Source organism: Agrobacterium sp. H141 (assembly GCF_057158725.1).
On record NZ_JBXENI010000002.1, the window covers coordinates 155,630 to 177,056 of the forward strand.

The 21,427-nt window shown below is 58.8% G+C and carries 20 protein-coding genes; 5 read left to right on the top strand and 15 right to left on the bottom strand.

Annotated elements, in window-relative coordinates; genetic code table 11:
• The first annotated feature begins 2 nt into the window (after positions 1-2).
• A complete protein-coding gene (gene fes / locus ACWPM9_RS20935) occupies positions 3-1,610 on the top strand; it encodes an enterochelin esterase (RefSeq protein ID WP_484757817.1) in 1,608 nt (535 codons plus the stop codon).
• Between the two features lie 30 nt (positions 1,611-1,640).
• Positions 1,641-2,573, top strand: a complete 933-nt coding sequence (locus ACWPM9_RS20940) for a siderophore ABC transporter substrate-binding protein (RefSeq protein WP_484757818.1) — start codon at positions 1,641-1,643, stop codon at positions 2,571-2,573.
• 109 nt (positions 2,574-2,682) lie between these two features.
• Here the strand turns inward: ACWPM9_RS20940 and ACWPM9_RS20945 are convergent, their stop codons facing one another.
• The 7 genes from ACWPM9_RS20945 to ACWPM9_RS20975 are packed head-to-tail and all read right to left on the bottom strand — an operon-like array spanning position 2,683 to position 8,459.
• Positions 2,683-3,483: an SDR family NAD(P)-dependent oxidoreductase gene (locus tag ACWPM9_RS20945; RefSeq protein WP_428189267.1), complete on the bottom strand. Its 801-nt coding sequence runs from the start codon at positions 3,481-3,483 to the stop codon at positions 2,683-2,685.
• Complete coding sequence (locus ACWPM9_RS20950) at positions 3,483-4,361, bottom strand: amidohydrolase family protein (protein WP_484757819.1); 879 nt, start codon at positions 4,359-4,361, stop codon at positions 3,483-3,485. Before ACWPM9_RS20950 ends, ACWPM9_RS20945 begins: the two co-directional genes overlap by 1 nt.
• Positions 4,354-4,920 (bottom strand): carboxymuconolactone decarboxylase family protein, encoded by a 567-nt coding sequence (locus ACWPM9_RS20955; RefSeq protein WP_484757820.1) that lies wholly within the window; start codon positions 4,918-4,920, stop codon positions 4,354-4,356. The genes ACWPM9_RS20950 and ACWPM9_RS20955 overlap by 8 nt, the downstream gene beginning before the upstream one ends.
• Positions 4,917-5,567: a glutathione S-transferase family protein gene (locus ACWPM9_RS20960; protein WP_484757821.1), complete on the bottom strand. Its 651-nt coding sequence runs from the start codon at positions 5,565-5,567 to the stop codon at positions 4,917-4,919. Before ACWPM9_RS20960 ends, ACWPM9_RS20955 begins: the two co-directional genes overlap by 4 nt.
• A gap of 3 nt (positions 5,568-5,570) precedes the next feature.
• Positions 5,571-6,878, bottom strand: coding sequence for a TRAP transporter large permease (locus tag ACWPM9_RS20965; protein WP_428189263.1), 1,308 nt, complete (start codon positions 6,876-6,878; stop codon positions 5,571-5,573).
• Positions 6,875-7,396 carry a TRAP transporter small permease gene (locus tag ACWPM9_RS20970; RefSeq protein WP_484757822.1) on the bottom strand — a complete coding sequence of 174 codons (522 nt, stop codon included), beginning with the start codon at positions 7,394-7,396 and terminating at the stop codon, positions 6,875-6,877. The genes ACWPM9_RS20965 and ACWPM9_RS20970 overlap by 4 nt, the downstream gene beginning before the upstream one ends.
• A gap of 58 nt (positions 7,397-7,454) precedes the next feature.
• A complete protein-coding gene (locus ACWPM9_RS20975; protein ID WP_484757823.1) occupies positions 7,455-8,459 on the bottom strand; it encodes a C4-dicarboxylate TRAP transporter substrate-binding protein in 1,005 nt (334 codons plus the stop codon).
• Positions 8,460-8,754: 295 nt separating this feature from the next.
• On the opposite strand from ACWPM9_RS20975, the gene ACWPM9_RS20980 reads away from it, so the two are divergent.
• Positions 8,755-9,714: a LysR family transcriptional regulator gene (locus tag ACWPM9_RS20980; protein ID WP_428189260.1), complete on the top strand. Its 960-nt coding sequence runs from the start codon at positions 8,755-8,757 to the stop codon at positions 9,712-9,714.
• Between the two features lie 158 nt (positions 9,715-9,872).
• On the opposite strand, the gene ACWPM9_RS20985 is transcribed toward ACWPM9_RS20980, so the two are convergent.
• Positions 9,873-11,198 (bottom strand): NAD(P)/FAD-dependent oxidoreductase, encoded by a 1,326-nt coding sequence (locus ACWPM9_RS20985; RefSeq protein ID WP_484757824.1) that lies wholly within the window; start codon positions 11,196-11,198, stop codon positions 9,873-9,875.
• A gap of 234 nt (positions 11,199-11,432) precedes the next feature.
• On the opposite strand from ACWPM9_RS20985, the gene ACWPM9_RS20990 reads away from it, so the two are divergent.
• Positions 11,433-11,909, top strand: coding sequence for an Lrp/AsnC family transcriptional regulator (locus tag ACWPM9_RS20990; RefSeq protein ID WP_484757825.1), 477 nt, complete (start codon positions 11,433-11,435; stop codon positions 11,907-11,909).
• Positions 11,910-11,941: 32 nt separating this feature from the next.
• Here ACWPM9_RS20990 and ACWPM9_RS20995 read toward each other — a convergent pair whose 3' ends face one another.
• The 7 genes from ACWPM9_RS20995 to ACWPM9_RS21025 form a co-directional block, all read right to left on the bottom strand.
• Positions 11,942-13,594: an ABC transporter ATP-binding protein gene (locus tag ACWPM9_RS20995; RefSeq protein ID WP_484757826.1), complete on the bottom strand. Its 1,653-nt coding sequence runs from the start codon at positions 13,592-13,594 to the stop codon at positions 11,942-11,944.
• Positions 13,595-14,437, bottom strand: a complete 843-nt coding sequence (locus ACWPM9_RS21000; RefSeq protein ID WP_484757988.1) for an ABC transporter permease — start codon at positions 14,435-14,437, stop codon at positions 13,595-13,597.
• Positions 14,438-14,439: 2 nt separating this feature from the next.
• Complete coding sequence (locus tag ACWPM9_RS21005) at positions 14,440-15,390, bottom strand: ABC transporter permease (RefSeq protein WP_484757827.1); 951 nt, start codon at positions 15,388-15,390, stop codon at positions 14,440-14,442.
• A 149-nt stretch (positions 15,391-15,539) separates the two neighbouring features.
• On the bottom strand, positions 15,540-17,150 hold the full coding sequence (locus tag ACWPM9_RS21010; protein WP_484757828.1) for an ABC transporter substrate-binding protein: 1,611 nt from the start codon (positions 17,148-17,150) through the stop codon (positions 15,540-15,542).
• Positions 17,151-17,232: 82 nt separating this feature from the next.
• Entirely contained in the window at positions 17,233-17,946 is a 714-nt protein-coding gene (locus ACWPM9_RS21015) for an HAD-IA family hydrolase (protein WP_484757829.1), read from the bottom strand.
• A gap of 247 nt (positions 17,947-18,193) precedes the next feature.
• Entirely contained in the window at positions 18,194-19,570 is a 1,377-nt protein-coding gene (locus tag ACWPM9_RS21020) for an aspartate aminotransferase family protein (protein WP_428189252.1), read from the bottom strand.
• A gap of 13 nt (positions 19,571-19,583) precedes the next feature.
• Positions 19,584-20,423, bottom strand: a complete 840-nt coding sequence (locus ACWPM9_RS21025; protein ID WP_484757830.1) for a GNAT family N-acetyltransferase — start codon at positions 20,421-20,423, stop codon at positions 19,584-19,586.
• Between the two features lie 325 nt (positions 20,424-20,748).
• Between ACWPM9_RS21025 and ACWPM9_RS21030 the strand changes: the two genes are divergently transcribed.
• Positions 20,749-21,417 carry a haloacid dehalogenase type II gene (locus ACWPM9_RS21030; protein ID WP_484757831.1) on the top strand — a complete coding sequence of 223 codons (669 nt, stop codon included), beginning with the start codon at positions 20,749-20,751 and terminating at the stop codon, positions 21,415-21,417.
• The last annotated feature ends 10 nt before the right edge of the window (positions 21,418-21,427 follow it).

Consider the following 21,427-nt stretch of genomic DNA (forward strand, 5'->3'; position numbering starts at 1 on the left):
CCGTGAAGACGACATTATTTCACCTCGCTATGGGGTTGGCGGCAATCGCTGGTTCCCTGTCGTCTGCCGCTTGGGCCGGCGACACCACGCAGCTTATCGTTGGCAAGCCCCATCAGGGGCATGCGATGCAGACCAGAGATACGCGCCTGTTTACTGCAGACGCCAATCCCCGGGATTATCTCCAGGGCGTAATCGAAAGTCCTGGCGGTCGCTTCGATCTCGACCTGGTCACTGCTGACGGCACCCATGTGCGCCGGCTGTTGAGCGATGCCGGTGGTGGGTCCGATTTTCGCTTCGTGGTTGAACAGGCCCCCGTTTTGATGCGGCTTACGGCGCGCGGTCAGGTTACCGATTTTAGCCTGTCCCTGACGAAACGGGTCACGCCGGCGGAGCAACAGCTGCCAGAGCAAGTCTATCTCAGTCTTGTTATGGAAAGGCTCGCTGCCGATATCGCCTCGGGCCAATCCACGGAAAGCTTCTGGGAGAGAGTGCAGAGGCAGGGCACGCCACTGGTCGAAAGCGGCAAGGATGGCGCTGTGATCGCGACTTTCCTCTGGCGCGGCGCGCAAAAGAATGTCCGTCTGTTCGGCTCCCCATCGGGCGACCATGAAAACCTTGAGCGCATTGGCCAGTCGGATGTCTGGTTCAAGAGTTTTGCTGTTCCAGCCGACACCCGGTTGTCCTATCAGCTGGCACCTGATGTACCTGATCTTCCCGGTACAGCGCGTGAACGCAGGATCGCCATCCTGTCGACTGCCCAGGAGGATCCATTCAACCGCCATCCGTGGCCGCAAGACGGGTTCGACCGCTTTGATCGCGATTCCGTACTGGAACTGCCGGACGCACCAAAACAATCCTTCATCAATGAAAAGGACGTGCCCAAGGGAAGCCTGCAAACGGTTTCCATCACCAGCGCGAAGCTGGGCAACACACGCGACATCACGATTTACCGCCCCGCCGGTTTCAGTCCAGAGGACCCTGACAACCTGCTGCTTTTCATGTTCGATGGCGCGCAATCGCTGACAAAGATCCCAACACCTGTGATCCTCGACAACATGATCGCGGAGGGCCGCATTCCACCCTTGGTCGCGGTGCTGGTGAATAATCCGAGCCCCGCCAGCAGGGCGCGCGAACTGCCAGCCAATCCCGATTTTGCCGATTTTCTGGCAAAAGACGTGCTACCGTTGGTGATCAAGGAAACCGGCATTATCCATGATCCGGCGCGTACCGCTCTTGCGGGAGCGAGCTATGGCGGGCTTGCGTCGATGACGGTGGCGCTGCGCTATCCGCAACTCTTCGGCAATGTCCTTTCCATGTCCGGTTCTTTCTGGTGGGCACCGCCACACACTGCACCGGATAGACAGGAATATGTCGCCGGGCTTATCGCACAGGAGCCTGTCCCCGCGATCCGCGTGTTCCTGAGTGCAGGTCAGTTCGAGGTGGGGGCTGCCCGCGGTGTGCCGAGCATTCTCGATACAAATCGCCACCTGCGCGATCTATTACTTGCCAAGAATACTCATGTTATCTATCGCGAATATGCCGGTGGCCACGACTGGTTGACCTGGCGTGGCGTGCTCTCTGACGGGCTGATTTCCCTGTTCGGAAAGTAAGCTGCTGCGACATTAGAAGAGGATTTGACTATGCACATCAGCAAAGCTCTGGCCACGGCGGTCTCGATTGCCGCCTTGACGATTGGTGGATTTGCCGCATGCCCGGCCATGAGCGCCGACATTACCGTCGAGACGGCACGTGGAGCGGTTTCGGTGCCGGAAAAGCCAGCCATTGTCGCCGTCTTCGACCTTTCCTCGCTCGATACATTGCATACGCTCGGCGTCGATGTCGCTGGCGTTCCCGGCTCCAACCTGCCGCCTTCGCTCGAGCAGTACAAGGCCGACAGCTACACCAAGATTGGCACGCTGTTTGAACCCGATTACGAAACGCTCAATGCGCTGCAGCCGGACCTGATCATTATCGGAGGACGCTCCGCCGCCAAGCATGATGAGTTGGCAAAGCTCGCGCCCGTCATCGATCTGACTGCGGATAGCAATAACTTCGGCGCAAGTATCATGCGCAATGCCACCACGCTCGGCGCAATCTTCGGCAAGCAGGCCGAAGTCAATGATCGCCTCGCAAAGCTGGAAGCCTCGGTCGCCGATCTCACTGTGCTGGGCGCAAAGGCCGGCAAGGCGCTGATCGTTCTGACCACAGGCGGCAAGATGAGCGCCTATGGACCGGGTTCGCGATTCGGCGAACTGCACGGTCGCTTCGGCATCGCCGCCGCCGATCCGGACCTGACGGTCGAGACCCACGGACAGGTTATTTCCTATGAGTACATTCTGGAAAAGAACCCCGACTGGCTGTTCGTGATTGATCGCGACGCAGCGATTGGCCAATCCAAGGGCCAGTCGGCCGAACAGATGCTGAACAACGACCTAGTCCACGCAACCAATGCCTGGAAGAAGGGACAGGTCGTCTATCTGGACCCGGTCAAGATGTACCTCACATCAGGCGGCCTTGCGGCCGAACAGGGCATCGTCGACGATATTGCCTCAGCCCTGAAATCACGCCTCTGAGACGTGCATTCAAATTGACAGGTTGCGGAATAACCCAACAACACCCTATCAAGATCGTCAATATGCCAGAGCGCTTGCACCGGCGCATTGGATCGGCCAGAGCCGCTGGCTAATCGCAGCGTACGCTCATGCCGCCGTCGACCACGATCTCTGTACCGGTGACAAAGCGCGCTTCGTCCGATGCCAGGAAAAGCGCGGCGTTCGCCGTGTCGCGCCCGTCGCCCATCCAGCCCAAGGGGATGCGTCTCACACGCGATGAAATGAGCGCATCGACATCTCCCCCCGCACGCTGTCCGGCAAGCCGCGTCTCCACCATCGGGGTATGCAGCTGACCTGGCACGACCGTATTCACACGAACACCCTTTGGAGCGAACTCTACCGCCGTCACCTTCGAGAACTGGATGATGGCCGCTTTCGCAGAAGCATAGGCGACCTGTGGAGATCCGGTATAGCGCAATCCTGAAGTCGAGGAGACGTTGACGATGGCGCCGGAGCCCTTTGCCTCCATCACCGGAAGGACCGCCCGACAGGTGAGGAAGACACTCTTCAGATTGAAGTCGATCTGCCGATCCCAGACCTCTTCCTCCAAAGCGGCCGCACCGCCTTTTTCTGAACCGCCGACGTTGTTGACGAGAATATCGAGGGTGCCAAATCGTTGCTGGCATGCCCCGACCAAGGCTTTGACAGCGCTATGGTCCGTCACGTCACACAGATATGGCTCGATCTCGCCGCCGACGTCACGCGTGCGCTCCAGGGTCTCCGTCATCGACTCCATGCGCAAATCAACGGCGAATACCTTCGCCCCCTCTTCGGCGAAGCGGACACAGGTGGCCCGGCCATTGCCCCAACCGGCACCGACACACCCTGCTCCGGTGACGATGGCAACTTTTCCTTCAAGACGTCGAGCCATCAGACGTTCTCCTCGAAGCCGTAGAGACGGGCCGGGTTGTCGACAAGGAGTGCCTTCATCAGGTAGGGGGTTGGAGCGATCTGCGGTAACAGATCGAAGAGGTCGCCGTCATCCGGCGGTGCTGCGCGATAGTTCGGGTGGGGCCAATCGGTGCCCCATACGACACGATCGGGAAAGCTCTCGACCAGTTCACGGGCAAATGGCGTGGCATCGCCATAAGGTGGATCCTGTCTCGAAGCACGCTCACTGCCCGAAACCTTGCACCAGAGGTGGTGGTGGTCAAGCAGTCGCAGCAGTGCCTCGAACTGCGGCTGATTTCGCCCGCGGGAGGCATCGATCCGCCCCATATGGTCGATCACGACGGCGACAGGCAGACTGGTGAGCACCGGCGACATCGGCTCGATCAACTGGTCTTCCATGTGGATCTGCAAGTGCCATCCCAAATCGGCAAGCTTGGGCGCCAGCGCCCGCAGCTGCGCCTCGTTCGCACCGGGCGCCAGGTGGCTCATGTAGTTGAAGCGCAAGCCGCGAAAGCCCCTCGCATCGAGCGCCCGCAGATCGTCCGTCGTCACATCTGGCGTTGCAAGAGCAACGCCGAGGTAGCGCCCCGGGCGGGCTGCAATCGCGTCAGCGACGACACTGTTGTCAAAACCGTGGCACCCCGATTGAACGATGACGCAGCGCTCGATGCCCATCTGGTCGTGGAGAGCAAACAATGCTTCCCTTGGCGCATCAGCAGGCTTGAAACTGCTATTGTCGGCATAGGGGAAACGAGCGACCGGCCCGAAAACATGGCAATGGCAGTCGGTGGCGTTCCTCGGCATACTGACAGAGGTCATATGCGGCTTCTGGTGCCAGGTCAAAACAGGTTCAGACATTACAGAGCTCCGGCGAACCGCCGCCTTGAGGAGGTATTCGAAAGATATTGATAGTCAGGGAAATCAGCGTGTAGTAGCCGAGGAGACCGACGAGATCGACAAGCCGCTGCTCGCCCAGCACTGTGGCGGCGCGGGCGTAGAGGGCATCGTCCAGCCCGCGTGTCTCATGGGCCGCCAGTGCGACATCGTACACGACCTCCAGTTCCGGATCATCGAACACTGGCCGCCGATTCATTCGGATGGCGTCCACAATTTCGGGTGCGATACCAGCGGCGAGAGCGGGAGCCTTGTGCGCCTTCCACTCGTATTCGGATCCAAAGACCCGCCCTGTCACTAGGATTGCGAGCTCAGACAGATGTGGTGCGAGACTGGTGTCGTAACGGCAGTAGCGCCCGAGGTCCTGCGCCCTGGCCGCGAGTTCAGGTCGATGCAGCCAGACAGCAAGCGGGCCGCGGACACCACCGCGGGGGCCGGCACTGATCGTGTGGTGGATTTCACGCTGTTGCTGCGAATAGCAGTCCGGATCAGGGGCGCTGAGGCGCTGTGGAGGCCAGTTCATGCGGATTCGCTTTCTGTCTGCTGGAAGGCGGGGATTGCGGTGGAAAATTGATCGAACCATGACACAAGGCGCGGATGGGCATCTCGCCACTCGACCGGGCGGCGCCAATCAAGATAGCCCAGTGCGCACGCCAACCCGATGTTTACGATATCGGCGCGATCGGTCCGAGGCGGAGACTGCTCGAAAGCGGCAAGGGCTCGTTCGATCTTGCCGCGTTGATGATCCAACCAGACCGCGGACCGTTGAGTGGCTTCGCGGAAACGATCTTCATAGACCATCAACAAAGCGGCATCCGCGATCCCGTCCGCCAGCCGAGCTCGCGTCAGGGCTCGGGCTCGCTCAAGTGGCTGCGAGGCACAAGGCAGCAGTCTCGCCCCGCCCGCGAGCAGATCGAAGAGTTCGAGGATGACGCCGCTGTCGTAGAACGCTTCCTCGGCGATCAGCAGACAAGGCATCTTGCCGAGCGGATTTTGGCAACGCAGATCGTCGGCAGCATTCCGTGTATCGGCATCACGCCGGATGATCCGATCGCCGAGGCCGAGAGCTTGAGCGGCAACGCGGACCTTGCGACCAAATGGAGAAGTGGTCGTGGAACGTAACACGATCGGGATCAATGGGTCGTTCCAAAGCGAATGAAGATCCGTCACAGCTCACATCCTCGACGGAAGAAACAGCGCAATCTGCGGCACGAGATAAAGCAGCAGGAGCATTGCAAATCCCGCCAGCACGAAAGGCACCAGACCACGAAAAACATCCTCAAGTTTTACACGTCCACCGGAAGCCGCCTGCACAACGAAGCAGTTGATGCCAACCGGAGGTGTCACGGCACCAATCTCGACCAGCAGAACAACGAAGACGCCAAACCAGATAGGATCGTAGCCGAGATCCATCATGACCGGATGAGTGATCGGCAATGTTACGGCCAGAAGCGCCGGCGCATCCATCATCATGCCAAGCGCCAGATAGATGATCGAAATCAGGACAACGATGACCCAAGGCGCCACATCCAGCCCAGTGAGGAACTCGCCAAGAGCATTCGTTACTCCCGAAAGCGCAAGGAATTTTGAGAACAGGAGCGCCGAAATCAGGATCGCAAAAATCATGGCGGAGGTGCGAACGGTCTCCATAAGCGTATCGCCGATCTTGACACCACGCAGCCCCCGGTGGCGCAGGATCGCAAGCAGGAAGGTCAGTCCGGCACCAACGCCTCCAGCCTCGGTCGGCGTGAAGACACCAATATAGAGCCCCGCCACGATGCAAATAATGATGAAGACCAATGGTCCTGCGAGACGAAGTGACACGAGCTTTTCGCGGAGCGAATACTGCGTGCGATCAACCGGAGCGAGTTCAGGACGACGAAGCACCGTAATCCAGATCGCCAAGCAAATCATGAGTGCAAACACCACCCCTGGTATGAGCCCCGCAACCAGAAGCGCGCCGATCGAGCTGTCCGTCAAGATACCATATACCACGACTAGCGCAGACGGCGGTATCATCACCGCAAGCGTGCCTGCGATTGCAATCGAGGCAGAGGCAAGGCTCTTGTCGTAGCCCCGATTCAGCATTTGCGGCAAGGCGAGCTTGGTGAAGACTGTCGCAGTGCCCACCGACGAACCGGATGCCGCACCGAATGCGGCGGCTCCCAGCGTCGTCGAGATTGCGAGCCCTCCCTTAAGATTTCCCATCCATTTTGTTGTCGCTTCAAACAGATCCTCGCCAAGCCCTGCACGCATGGCGAAAAAACCCATGAGAAGGAAGAGCGGGATGACCGAGAAGTGAAACGAGTGGGTTGTCTCGAAGAAGACGGTCGACAGGAGTGCTGTCGCAGCCTTGAAGCCCACCAGAGCGGCCAGCCCGAACGCACCCACCAATCCCAGGACAACCATGACGTTGATGCCTACCAGTATCCCGCCAAAGAGACACAGGGTACCGACCATACCGATCGCAATATTGCTCATGCGTCCTCCGGACGTTCATGGGGGAGTGACTTGCCCGATGCGACCCAGAGAGCGTCGATCAGGAACTGCAAAGTCAGGAGCGCCATCCCGAAGGAGACAGCATACTTGATGGGCCAGACTGGATAGCGGATCGAGCCCCGCTTCATTTCGTTGATGGCGAACGACTTCTCAGCTGAAAGCCACCCCGCCCAAGTCGCCCACCCAAAGAGTACTGCACCAGCCAAAAGGGCGAAGATCGTCAGCGCACGGGCGATGGAATCGGGTGCCCGGTCCGTGATCAGCGTTACGCGAATATGCCCGCCGTGATACTGGGTGACGGCCAGCGACAGGAAGATAACAAGAGGCAGCGCCCCTTCGGTGAGTTCCAACGTACCGGCAATGGGCGAGTTGAAACCGTAGCGGCTCACCACGTTCGCCACGACGAGCACCATGACACAAAAGGCAACTGCCCCTGACACCCAGGCACACGCCGTCAGAACCCGGCCATAGCCGATTCGTATGCGAGACAGACTCAACATTCATTTTGTCCTATTCGACAAATGCGGGGCCGCGTGTAACCGCGGCGCCGGCCATCATTTAAAACTGCAAGTCGGAAACAATCTCTTCGACGGGAAGTCCTGCTGCCTCAGCCTTGGCCTGCCACTCTTCGCGAACAGCATTTACCTTCGGGTCTTCAATGATCGCCTTGAGTTGGTCGGCCGGGAATGACGTCACTGTGACGTTGAGATCTCCCTCCCACAGCTCGCGTACGCGCTTCTCGTCGGCAGTAAGCATCCGACCGTACTCGACCATATAATCCTTGCCCAGTTGATCGAGAATCGCCCGGGTTTCCTCATCCATCGCATTATAGGTATCGAGATTGACGGCGAGCAGATGCCCAAACGAGGCGCCGAACGGAATCTCAATATAGTATTTGGCGACCTCGTCATACTTGAAGCCACGGGCAAGGGCAGGTCCGATCGGTGCACAGTCAACGATCGAACGCTCCAAGGCTTCGTAGGTATCGGACGTCGTGATGGAGACAGGCGTAGCACCCATTGCCTCGATAAGAGCAGGATAGGCAAAGCCGTATGATCGGATGCGCTTGCCTTTCAGGTCCGCCATCGACGCGATCGGCTCCTTGCACAGGAGACCATAGTTTTCCAATGCGCGGAAACTGAAAGCATGCAGATTATCCTGTGCAAGCTCCTCAGCGAACTGCGGGTAGGTCGCGTGCCATTTCACCATGGCTCCAGCGACGCCGGCACTGTCGAGCGGCTGAGGAATAAAGAAACCGATAGCATTGTTCAGGGGGAACTGGTCGGGGAAATAGGGGGTGACGATGTCGCCCATGTCGCCAACGCCACTTGCCAATGCATCCGGTGTTTCACCCACGGCAGCAACAGAGCCACCCCAGAACATCTGGATTTCATGCTTTCCGCTGGTCCGCTTTTTGAATTCCTCCACGAGCCATTGAAGACTGTTGGCGTGCGCGTCGTTGGCGCCCTGCGGCTTATAGGTAATGTATGTATAGGTTTGCGCGTTGGCAGTGGCGGCCCAGAGCACCATGGCAGAGGCCACGGCTGTCAGCTTTGTCATCATCGAAAATCCTCCGTTGTGTTCCAGCCTCCTCCGGAACAATGCAAAAATGCCCAAGGTCACGACGCGACGCAAATACCGAGTTTTTATACATAGCCATGCCTTTTTGGCATCGACGGGTTGAAAGTCGATGTTGCTCTCTTGCGAGTTCTGTTGCTATCAATCCTTGGCGAAAGCAGCGCGTTTCGGTCGTTGGCACCTTCCAACTCAGGTGTTAACCCCTTGGAAAAAAGCAGCTGGTTTCTGCCTAGACAGAGAACGTCTATGAACATTTCGGTATGGCTTTTGGAGGTCGCCAATGGACTTGCGTGCGCTGAGATATTTTGTGGCAGTGGTCCGCGCACGTAGCATATCGGCTGCAGCAGAGGAACTGCACATTGCCCAGCCGGCCGTCACGCGTCAGCTTCAAAAGCTTGAGCACGAGCTCGGAGCACAACTGCTTGAACGCAGCGGCCGTGGTGTGCAAATGACCAAAGCGGGGTTCATTCTAATGGAGCGTGCCGAGGCACTCTTGCGGATGGCCGACGACACCCGCGATTATATATCCGGAACTGAAAACCTGGCGGTCGGCAACGTGGTCCTTGGTCTACCGCCAATGGCCGGAGCGGCCCTCGCCCCGCCAATTGTCGAGCACTACCTCAAGGTTTGGCCACAAATCTCGCTTCGGCTACTGGAAGGCAGCAGTCCCTCTCTGCATGAATGGGTTCTTGACCGGCGTATCGACCTTGCGGTTCTCCACAATCCTGTCTCCCTGCCGGAGCTGGATGTCGAGCCGATTTCCTACGAACAGACAGTGCTTATCGGACCGGGAAAAACGGCACACGGAAATCTGCCAAGGATCAAGAAATCGATCTCTGTCGGAGATCTCGTCGATATCCCTTTGATCATGCCAGCATTGCCGCATGCCAACCGACGGATGCTCGACAACGCTGCAAAACAGTTCGGCGTTCGGCTGCAAATTCGCAGCGAGGTGGACAGCATCACGCTGATCAAAGCACTCATCCGCTACGGACAAGGCTTTACAGTTACCACCTATGCAAGCGTTCAACAGGAAGTCGAGAGGGGAGAGCTTCAGGCCTACTTTCTGGATCGCCCACCCTTGATCAGCGTGTTCGCAATCGTTCGACGCCGGGAGATGCGAGGTTCATGGCTGACGAATGAGCTGGCACAGACTGTGAAGACTACGCTGACACAGCTGATCGCCGCAGGACAATGGCAAGGGTCTCAGCGTCGTGGACGAGAGGATGCGGAGTGCTGAAGTCGATTATGCGGAATGGCATTGTCTTTCTACACCCGCCTTGAATGTAATATCTTGGCGTAAGCAATTAATTCATATGGCAAAAAAAGGTGCGCGGATTTGGCACCATGCTCGCGTCGGGGCAACCCGATCTTCTTCTCTTGGGCGGCACAGGCGTTTCAAAAATCCGCGACGTTGCCCCATGCGGAGCTCAAGAAGCGGTTCGGATGATAAGGGCGGGGATCGACCAGCGGCTCCGATCCAGTGGCGATATCGGCGATGAGATGACCGGCACCTGGGCCAATACCGAATCCGTGGCCGCTGAAGCCTGCTGCCAGAATGAAGCCAGGCACCACTGGGGTTTCGCCAATGGCCGGCACGCCATCCGGTGTCGAGTCGACATAACCGGCCCAACTCGCCGTGATGCCGCGGCCCTTCAATGCCGGCAGCAGTTCTGTGGCGCGTTCGTAGGTCAGCCGGATCGTGCCATAATCGACGGCCGGATCAAGGATCCGCATGTGTTCCATCGGAGTCGGACGATCGAGCCGCCAGCGCGCCAGGCTCTCGTGGCCGCTGCGCAGGCCCTCCAGGCTGCCCGGAGACAGGGACCGCCAGCGCCGCATGAACATCGGCAGGAATTGAGTGGCAAAGCAGATTTGCTGAGCGGTGGGGTCCACCCGGCCTCGGCCGCTGATCGCAAGCGTAAATCCGCCGTCGCTGCGGCGGGTTGCGGAGACGCGCGCTGTATGGAGCGCCTCGGGCAGCAAGCCTTCTCCCGGTGCGACAGAAAGGATCGATGATCGGATAGACACCTGGGGAAACCGAATGCCAAGTTGGCGGCAGAAGGAAGACGCCCAGGCGCCGCCGGAGAGAATTGCCGTGGCTGTACGGATCGTCCCATGTTCGGTGACGACGGCGGAAAGCCGACCACCTTCGGTCTCGATGCCACGTGCGGCGCAGTTCTGGCGCACCGTCCCGCCGAGCTTGAGAAAGGCGCGGGCGACAGCAGGCGCGGCGCGCGACGGATCGGCTGTCCCGTCACTCGGCGAAAAGACGCCACCCATCCAGGTGCGACCCGTCGCCACGCCACGTTCGGCAGCGGCAACGCTGTCCAGCATATGGGTCGTCACGCCGACGGTGCGAGCGAAGTCCCGCCATCGCGCCCAGCCGGCCAGTTCTTCCTCACTATTGCTCAGGTAGAGGAGGCCGCAGCGGCGAAAACCGGTGTCTTCCCCGCTCTCCTGGCCGAATTCTTCCCAGAGATCGAGGCTCTTCGTCGCCATGGGCAGCTCACGGGCATCGCGGTTCTGCTGGCGGCACCATCCCCAGTTGCGGCTCGACTGTTCGGCTCCGACGCGGCCTTTCTCCAGCAGGACGACCTTCATGCCTCTTTTTGCAAGATAATACGCAGCAAAGACGCCAACAATTCCGGCTCCGATGATGACGGCATCGGCCGAGCGGGGCAATTCGTCAGGGCTTTCCACAAGCATAAGCGGCGCTGGCATGGGTGTCGGTCTCCTTGTCGCGTCAGAAGCATAACCCCTCGTTCCCGCCAAGGATGCCGCACATATCCGTCGAGCAGCAGAAGATTCCGTCACGTCGTATCAATGCCAACGATCGTGCGGAACACCTCTGGGCAGAATGGAATAGACAAGCTTCGCCATGGTGTTAAGCTCAATCAAGGATTTCCGCAGAATATAATTCCGCAGCCTTTCGGCGCCTATCGGAGACGAGCGTAGATGAAACTGGACAGGATCGACATCAAGATTCTCTACGAGCTGCAGAAAAACGGTCGCATCAGCAATGTCGAACTTGCCGAGCTGGTCAACCTGTCGCCCAGCCCGTGCCTGATGCGCGTCAAAAAGCTTCAGCAGGAAGGCTACATCATCGGCTATTCCGCGCAGATCAATATCGGCAAGCTCGGTCAGACGCTGACTGTGTTTACCGAAATCACCCTGAAGAACCACCGCCAAATCGACTTCGCCCGGTTCCTCGCCGTCGTGGAGAAGATCGATCAGGTGATCGAATGCCATCTCGTGTCGGGCGGCTACGACTATCTCATAAAATTCGTTACCGCCGGCATCGGCGAGTATCAGGGGATTATGGAGCGCCTGACCGACATGGATATCGGTATCGACAAATATTTCAGCTTCGTCGTACTGAAATCGCCAATCGTCAAGGCGCATATGCCCCTCACCAGCCTGTTCCCGCTTTAGGGGGGCGCAGATTGTCCCGAAAATGGCTCACATCAGCTGTGGCCGTAGGTCCTGACCAGCTCTGGATCAAGCTCCAAAGAGTCCAACCAGCCCGGGTCGAGTTTTGGAACGGAAGAGAACAACAGTTTCGCATAGGGATGTTGCGGCACCTTCAGGTGTGATGGGTTGATCTCCTCGACCTTGCGGCCAGCATACATCACAACGATCTCATCGCAAATTGCCTCGACAACCGATAGGTCGTGGCTGATGAAGATATAGGATAGCGAAAGCTCGCGCTGCAGCTCCTTCAGAAGATCGATGATGGCTGCTGCAACCACTGTATCGAGAGCCGACGTGATCTCATCGCAAATGATCAGCTTCGGCTCGGCAGCAAGGGCGCGCGCGAAGTTGACGCGTTGTTTCTGACCGCCGGACAGCTCCTGCGGCCGCCGGTGACGAAGCGATTTCGGCAGGTGTACCATGTCGAGCAACTGGTCGATGCGGGCGTCCCGCTGTTTGCCCTTGATGCCGTGATAGAATGTGAGCGGCCGGCCGAGAATCTCTTCGATTGATTTTTCCGGATTGAGCGCTGTGTCGGCATATTGGAAAACGATTTGCATTTTGCGCAATTCATCGCGGCTGCGTTGCCGTACCGTGCCTGCGAGCTCTCGTTTGTCGAAGATCATATTGCCGGCAAATGGCGGCAGAATACCGGCAATGGCGCGTGCCAGTGTAGATTTTCCGCAGCCGGATTCGCCGATAATGCCGAGATTACGACCCTTTTCCACCGTCAGGCTTACGTCCTGTACCGCACGAACCAGTGGCAACCGGTCCGCCTGGATCGGACCATAGCCGGCAAACAGGCCATTGACCCGGAGGAGGACTTCCCTGCCTTTCACTACAACATCATGGCCACGCGGCTTGGGCTCGAATGCGGCCAGTAGTTCGCGTGTATAGGGATGCTGGGCACGCGACAGAATGTCAGCCGTTGTGCCTGCTTCCTGTACTTCGCCGTCGCGCAGGACGACGATCCGGTCGGCGATCTGCGCAACGACGGCAAGATCGTGCGAAACGTAAACGCCCGAAATACCGCCCGCCTTCAACACCGACTTAAAGGCCCGCAGCACCTCGATCTGGGTGGTGACGTCGAGGGCAGTGGTCGGCTCGTCGAAGATGACGAGCTTCGGGTCGCCTATCAGCGCCATGGCGGCCGAAAGGCGTTGGAGTTGCCCCCCCGAAACCTGGTGGGGATAGCGGCTCCCGATCGTCTCGGGATTGGGCAGCGAAAGGGCACGGAACAGTTCGATGGCCTTCTGTCGTGCTTGTTCGACCGGCATCAACTGGTGGATACGGGTGACTTCGATCACCTGGTCGATGATGCGCTTTGCAGGATTGAATGCTGCTGCTGCGGACTGGGGGACATAGGCGACCTCGGCGCCGCGGATGCTGGCGCGTTCACGTTCGCTCAGCGCAACCATGTCCTTGCCGTCGATCCGGACATTGCCGCGGGAAATGTGGCATCCCGAGCGGGTATAACCCATCAGCGTCAGGGCAATCGTCGTCTTGCCCGATCCACTCTCGCCGATCAACGCCACGATTTCACCGGGGGCGATATCGAGGCTCACACCCTTGATGATGTCGACGCGTCTGCCGCTGTCGGTCGTGGCCTCCACTTGCAGATCACGGATTTCGACAAGGTTTTCCATTCAGACACTCCGGTCACGGATTTTTTTCGGCAGGTTGTCGATCAGAAGATTCACACTGATCGTCAGGCTCGCGATCGCCAGCGAGGGAACGATGACGGCAGGTGCCCCGAATGGCAGGCCGCCGACGTTTTCATGCACCAGCGCGCCCCAGTCGGCGAAGGGCGGTTGTACGCCGAGGCCCAGGAAGGACAGGCCGGACAGCAGCAACACGATGAAGACGAAGCGAAGGCCGAGATCTGCGAGCACGGGTCCGATGATGTTCGGCAGGATTTCCGAGCCGATGATGTAGAAGATGCCTTCGCCGCGCGTGCGCGCCACGGTGATATAATCCATGGTGTTGATGTTGACGGCGAGCGCACGGGCGAAGCGATAGGCTCCGGGCGTGTAGATAACGGCGAGTGTGACGATCAGAACGGTGATCGACGAGCCAACCGCTGCAACAACGACCAGACCCGAAAGTTTGCCTGGAATGGAGTTCATGGCGTCGAGAAAACGGCTCAGTGCCGCATCGAACCATCCACCGACAACAGCGGCCGTCATGCCGAGAACGACGCCGGAGAAACAGGCGATGGAGACAGCTGCAAGCGAAATGCCGACGGTGTAGCGGGCGCCCATGAGAACTCGGGACAGCATGTCGCGGCCAAGATAGTCCGAGCCGAGCCAGAACCTGCTGCTCATCACGCCGAAATAATCCTCGTCAACGATCTCGCCGACCGGGTGGGGAATGATATGCGGCGCAATGAGCGCCATTATCCCCCAGAAGAGGATGACCGTCAGTCCGATCATCCCGACCCAGCTGAAACGGTAACCGAATTTCTGTGAAACTGGAACGGTTGGAGTCATGGTCAACGCAGCCTCGGATTGGCAAGGATCGCAATGATGTCTGCAAGTGTGATCAGACTGAGATAGCCGACACAGAAGATCATCGCGCAGGACTGGATGAGCGGCAGGTCACGGGTAGCCACGCCGTCGACCATCAGCTTTGCAATGCCTGGATAATTGAAGATGGTTTCAACGATGATCACGCCGCCAACGAGATAGGATAGGGAAAGGGCGACCGCATTGACGATCGGGCCAATCGCGTTTGGCAAGGCGTGACGTAAAACCATCCGGGGGCGGGAAGCTCCCTTCAGCAGGGCTGTCTCGACATAGGGTGTGTTGAGGGTATCGATGACGGCGGCGCGGGTCATGCGGATCATCTGCGCCGCGACCACGAAAGTCAGACTGATCACCGGCATGGCATATACTTTGAGCAACTGCCAGATGGAGGTGACGTCATTGGCAAAAGAAAGCGCCGGCAGCCATTTGAGATAGACCGAGAAGACCAGCACCGCCGACGTCGCGACCATGAACTCCGGAATTGATATCACGCCGATGGTGACGATGGTCACTGAACGGTCATAGAGCGATCCGCGGAACATCGCCGCCGTGATGCCGAGCGTCAGTGCAAGCGGCACGGAGAAGATGGTGGTGATGCCTGCCAGTTTCATGGTGTTGACGAAGCGACCACCGATGAGGTCAGCCACCGCAACATTGTTCACGTAGGATGTTCCGAGGTCTCCAGTTACCAGTCCACCAAGCCAGCGCAGGAAACGCAGATAAGCGGGTTCGTCAAGATGCATGGCGCTGCGCAGTCCCGCGATGGCTTCCGGCGTGGCCGCCTGACCAAGGAGGATGGTCGCGGTATCACCCGGCAACATTGCCGTTGCAAAAAACACTGCAAAGGACACGATCAGGAGTGTCAGGACAGCGACAAGCAGCCGGACCGTAATGAGATCGAGTACATACCTGCTCAAGTGTAGCCCCCCTGCTGGACAGAGTTTCAAGGTGATAAACAACGCCGCGAGGCGAAAGTCATGCGGGTGGGAATTCGTCGAGGAAATCCCGATCCGCCATCGAGGCGGTCGACAAGGTGCCGTCCTGACACCTTGTCGACCGCTGCCTATCAGGCATCGAGCCAGACATATTCAGCAAACGCATACCCCATTTGGCCACCCAATGGGTTGGCTTCGAGGCCCTTCAGCGTGCCCGAGAGAGCATCCACGTTGGACAGGAAGACGGGAATCACGGTACCGGCTTCCTCGGAGATCATGACTTGCATTTCGTCGTAGATCGCCTTCCGCTTCGCTTGGTCGAGCAGGCCTCTAGCCTCGACCAACAGGCTGTCGAATTTCGGAGACTTGAACTGGCTTTCGTTCCAAGGAGCGTCGGACGAATAGAGCAGCGAGAAGAGGATGTCGGGCGTCGGGCGCGGATTAATATTACCGAAGTGGACGGGCGCCTTCAACCAGTAATTCGACCAATAGCCATCAGAGGGCACGCGCTGGACGTCGAAATTCATGCCGATTTCGGCACCTGCCTGCTGAACCAGTGTAGCCATGTCGACCGAGGACGTGGCGGCATCGGAGGCGATGACCGGGATGGACTGGCCGACGAGCCCTGCCTTCTCGAAGTGGAACTTCGCCTTTTCGGGATCGAAGGCTTTCGGCTTCAATTCGGCATTGTAGTAGATGCTTGCGGGCGATACCGGTTGGTCGTTGGCGATTTCGGCAAGGCCGCGCATGACCGATTTCTGGATCTGCTCGCGATTTATCAGGTTCTTCATGCCGACAACGAAATCGGCCTTGTTGCCCGGTTCCATGTCCAGACGCATGTTGAGGTTGGTATAATTCCCGGACGTGGTCTGCGACAAGACAAAGCCCGGCTGGCTTTCGACCAGCTTCATTGAACGGGGCTTGATGGATGCCGCCAGATGAATGTCACCCGATAGAAGCGCATTGACGCGCGCATTGTCGTCGCTGATGGCGAAATACTCGAAGGAATCGATGTATGGCCCCGCAGACTTGAAGTAGTTCGGGTTCCTGACCGCGACAGACTTGACGCCCGGCTCGAAGCTCTCAAGCTTGAAGGCGCCCGTGCCAATACCCTTGGAAAAGTCGGTCGTGCCGTCCTGGACGATCATGAAATGATGCATCGCCAGTATCGTCGGAAGGTCGGCATTGGGATTGGCCAGTGTGATCTCCACCGTCAGGGGGTCGACAACCTTGGCGCTGGTGATCTGCTTGGCGATCGAATTGACCTTGGAGCCGACGTCAGGATCCAAGTGCCGCATCAGCGAGAAGACGACGTCTTGCGACGACAGGGTCTTGCCATCATGGAAGGTGACTCCGGAGCGCAGCTTGACCGTCCAGACCTTGGCGTCCGAGCTCTCCACGCTCTCGGCAAGCTCCATCTGTGTCACGCCACCTTTATCGAGGAAAGTCAGGCGGTTGTAGAGCGCGCAGCAGCGCACATAGTCTGTCGAAAGCGAGGCCTTGGCCGGGTCGAGCGTGTCGGCCGTCGATGCCGACCAGCCAGCCGCCTTGAGGTGTCCACCAGACTTCGGCGTTGCGGCAAATGCGCTGGTGGCGCTTCCAAGGATCGCACCGCCGGCCGAGAGCGCAACGCCGCCGGCCAGCAGCATGTGGAGAAGCTCGCGACGCGTAGCGCCGCGGCGAATGGCATTTTCGACCATCGCGTCGTCTGACGAGGTCCAGTTGAGAGTTTTATCAGTCATGTCATTCCCCTTTTTTTTGTGGTCTGGTTGTCGGGTCGCCTGTCTTGAAGCAGGCTTTGCTCGTCGTTGAGATGAAGGTCTGTCAGCTCCGTGCAGCAGTAGCGGCATTGGCAAGGCCGACCATTGAGGTAAAGTGATAGTCGGGTTTGGTGAACTCCGCCGGCTCGATCGTACCGCCATAGCCCTTCACGGCATGGCGCCTTTCGATCCAGCAATTCGTCATGCCCAGCTCCCGCGAGACGCCGATGTCGTGGTACTGGCTCTGGGCCACGTGCAGGATATCGTTCTTGTTCGCACCCTCATCGGCCACGAAATCGAAAACCTGGTGAAAGAAGGCCGGATCCGGTTTTTCGGTGCCTGTGTCGTCCACCGTAAAGGCAGCATGAAAGGGATCGCCAAGCGCGGCAGAAAAATATTCGAAGGCCCAACGGCGGGCATTCGTCATGGCAATGAGGCGATAGTCGCGCGCTAGCCGCGCCATGGCCTCGGCGCTGTCGGGAAAGGCCTTCCAAGTCTTCGCCGAATCACGCAGGCGCTCGCCGCAGGACGCGTCAGCCGGCAGAGAGAGTGTCGGTGCAATGGCATTATAGACGCGGACGAGGTCATCCGGGAAGAGACCGGCATCCTCGGAATAGCGGGCCGCACGATAGAGGTTAAGCGCCTCCTCACCATCAATCGTTACGCCTGCCTCCGCTGCGATTTCATTGAGGCAGGACGTCAGCCCGCCTTCAAAATCGATCAGTGTCCCGACCACATCGAAACTCATAAACTTGAATTCACGCAGCGATTTGCTCAATTTGATATCCCCAGTTTCGGTCGCATCGAATGCCGCGGCGGCGTTAGACGAAAGATTATGCTGCTCCTGATTCCGAGCGACCGGCCCTGCCGGCCGTGGCCCCAGATATCCAGAAATTTGGGCCTTTGCTTTCTCCAAGTTTGGCACTTCCTCCGTGCCATTGACGCCGAATCCACGGCATGATGCGGCACAAAATTCTAAATTGGAGCCATCCGCGATATTTCGGCAAGGTCCATGGGATCGAGCCTCACCCCTTCATGGCTTTTCGGACGTCCGTATCCTCCAGGGTCTGGTCAAGCGTCTTCGCGGTCCGCTCAAGAATAGCGTCGATGTCCTCATCAGTGCAGCAGAGGGGAGGCGCATATCCCAGCACCCCATTGGCGAATGCGCGGATGACCAGTCCGTTTTGCCAGGCACGGTCGAATATGCGGCGTGCCGGCTGCGCTTCGGCGGGCAAAGGTGTTTTCGTCTTCTTGTCGGAAACGAGTTCGATCGCCGCCAGCATGCCGCGCCCCCGCACGTCGCCGACAAGAGGGTGATCGCGGAGAGCCTCGAGCCCCGCCATCAGCCGCGCGCCGGCCTTCACACCGTTTGCGAGCAAGCCATCTTCGTAGAGCCTGAGCACTTCGAGGCCGACGGCGGCACTTACCGGATGAGCAGAATAGGTATAACCGTGGCCGACAGGGGATGCGCCAGCGCCATCCGCAATCACCTGATAGACATGGTCGGCCATGAAAACCGCGCCCATTGGTACATAACCGGAAGTCAGCCCCTTCGCGGTTGTGATAAAATCAGGGACGATATCGTCCTGCGAACAGGCGAAAAGAGGTCCGGTGCGACCAAAGCCGGTGATCACCTCGTCGGCGACAAAGAGGATATCGAGCTCCCGGCAGAGATCCCGCATGGCCTTGAGCCAGCCCTCCGGAGGAACGATGACGCCACCCGACCCCTGGATCGGCTCGGCATAGAAGGCAGCGACACGGTCGGGACCGATCGCCTCGACCTTGGTGCGAAGTGAAGCAAGCGATGCCTCTATGATGGACGTTGCATCCTCGCCGACCGGGTTGCGGTAAGGATAGGGAGACGGAATCTTGTGCTGCCAGTCGAATGGGATCCCAAAACCTGCGTGGAAATTGGGAAGTGCGGTCAATCCGGCGCCAACTGTCGAGGAGCCATGATAGCCCTGCTCGATGGAGATGAACTGGTCGCGCTGCGGCTGGCCTTTGGCGATCCAGTAGTAGCGGATGAAACGGATCGTACTATCGACTGCATCCGAGCCGCCGAGGGTGAAGTAGATGTGTTTGAGGTCGCCGGGCGCTCTATCGGCAAGTTCGGATGCTAACCGGATCGCGGGTTCAGAACCCAGGCCGAAATAGGCCGTCGCATAGGGCAGTTCCCGCATCTGACGCGCTGCCGCATCGACGATTGTTTCATGGCCGTAACCTGCATTGACGCACCACAGGCCCGCGAAACCATCGACAAGCTGATGACCGGAAGCGTCTGTCAGCGTCGCCCCCTTGGCGGAGGCGAGCACTCGGACGCCTTGTTGTTCATGACCACGATAGGAGGCAACGGGATGGATGAGGTGAGCGCGGTCAAGCTCGACGAGGGAATTGTTGAACATTATCATCTCCGGATCAGCCGAGGGCCTGATTGGCAAGGGCGAAGGTGGTGACCGCCGTTGGGGCGGGCGGAATGATGATGGGCCGGGCCATCGCAATCCCGCCGCCGACATGGGCGAAGCCCTGCTCTTCGAGCCAAGGGGCGAGACCTGTTCCGGCACCGGTATCGATGCGCAGAAAGACGTCCTTCCGGCGGCTGACGAAGTGCGAAACAAGCGCCTTGGCAGCCTCGAGATCTGGGGCAACGACCGGGCCGATCACTTCGCCGCGGCCGAAGCTGCGATAGGCTGCAAAGGCCGAGACCTGACTGTCGCAGCGGATCACGGCAAATTCTCCGACTTCGGCAAGCTTGCGAATGAGGTCGGCGCGGTCGGCGCCATAAGCCTGTCTGTCGAGGTCGAGAATAGCTGGGAGGTCGTCCGCGGTTGCGACTTCAGTATTGTCGGGCGCTGCGATCCTGCCGGCAACACCCTGATGCTGGACAATCGTTCCCGTTGCGCGAAAGCCGAGCCGTTCGTAAAGCGGCAATCCCTCGGCGGTAGCCACAAGGCGCAGTTGCCGGTCGCCTGCAAGTGTCATAGCGGCTTCCATGAGCCTGCGTCCAAGCCCGCGTCCGCGCATGCCCTCGTCGACGATGACCATGTTGATCGTTGCGCAGTCTGCGCCATAGGGGGTGAGCAGGATCGTGCCGGCAACCTCGCCAGAGCCGGTGACCGCGACGAAACCTTGGCTCAGTGCCAGAGCCAGTCGCCAGTCTTCCGGCCGATGCGGCCAGCCCGATTGGCGCGACAACCGGACGGCGCCATCCAGATGCTCCGGGCCTATCGGCGCAATGGCGATGTCGATGATCTGCATGGAGTCCTACCTTGATTTCCTGACCACAAGTGTTACGTCCAACGGGCCCTCAGATTGTCTGAAGTCGGCACCGACCGCGATATCTTCAGCCGTAGGAGGAGGCGGTCGCCGCATCTTATGCTGCGACTGGCGATAGGCGCCGCTGGACAGGGCTTTCGGCAGCCGATTGCGTGGCCTGCGCCCAACCAAATGCCATTCAGGCCGGCACATACGGAACTTTCTGCTTTCAAATCCCGCAATTCAGTCGACGCGGTCGCCGAAAGCCGACCTATGATCTCGTCATCAGCAACCGGCTCCACAGCCCGGCTTATCGAGGACGACGCGCATGACGACCTTTCGCCCGAAATACATCACCTTCGACTGCTACGGCACACTCACCAATTTCCAGATGGCGGAAGCTGCGCGCGACCTCTATGGAAACCGTCTTGATGAAACGAAGATGCTGGAATTCATCAAGAATTTCGCTGCCTACCGGCTGGATGAGATTCTCGGCGACTGGAAGCCCTATGCCGACGTGGTTCACAATGCATTGGAACGTGCCTGCAAGCGAAACGGTGTCGCCTTCAAGGACGAAGATGCCCGGTTCGTCTATGAGCGGGTCCCAACCTGGGGACCGCATACGGATGTGCCGGCCGGCCTCGCCAAAGTCGCCAAGGAATTCCCGCTGGTCATCCTCTCCAATGCGATGAATGCGCAGATCATGTCGAATGTTGAAAAGCTCGGCGCCCCCTTCCATGCCGTCTACACAGCCGAACAGGCAAATGCCTACAAGCCGCGCTTCCAGGCTTTCGAATATATGTTCGACATGCTCGGCTGCGGGCCGGAAGACATTCTGCATTGCTCCTCCTCCTTCCGCTACGACCTGATGTCTGCCCATGATCTCGGGATCAAGAACAAGGTCTGGGTCAACCGTGGTCATGAGCCGGCCAATCCCTATTATGGTTATGTCGAGATCGCCGATATCGGCGGCCTTCCGGGTGTCGTCGGGCTCTAAGGAAAGACAA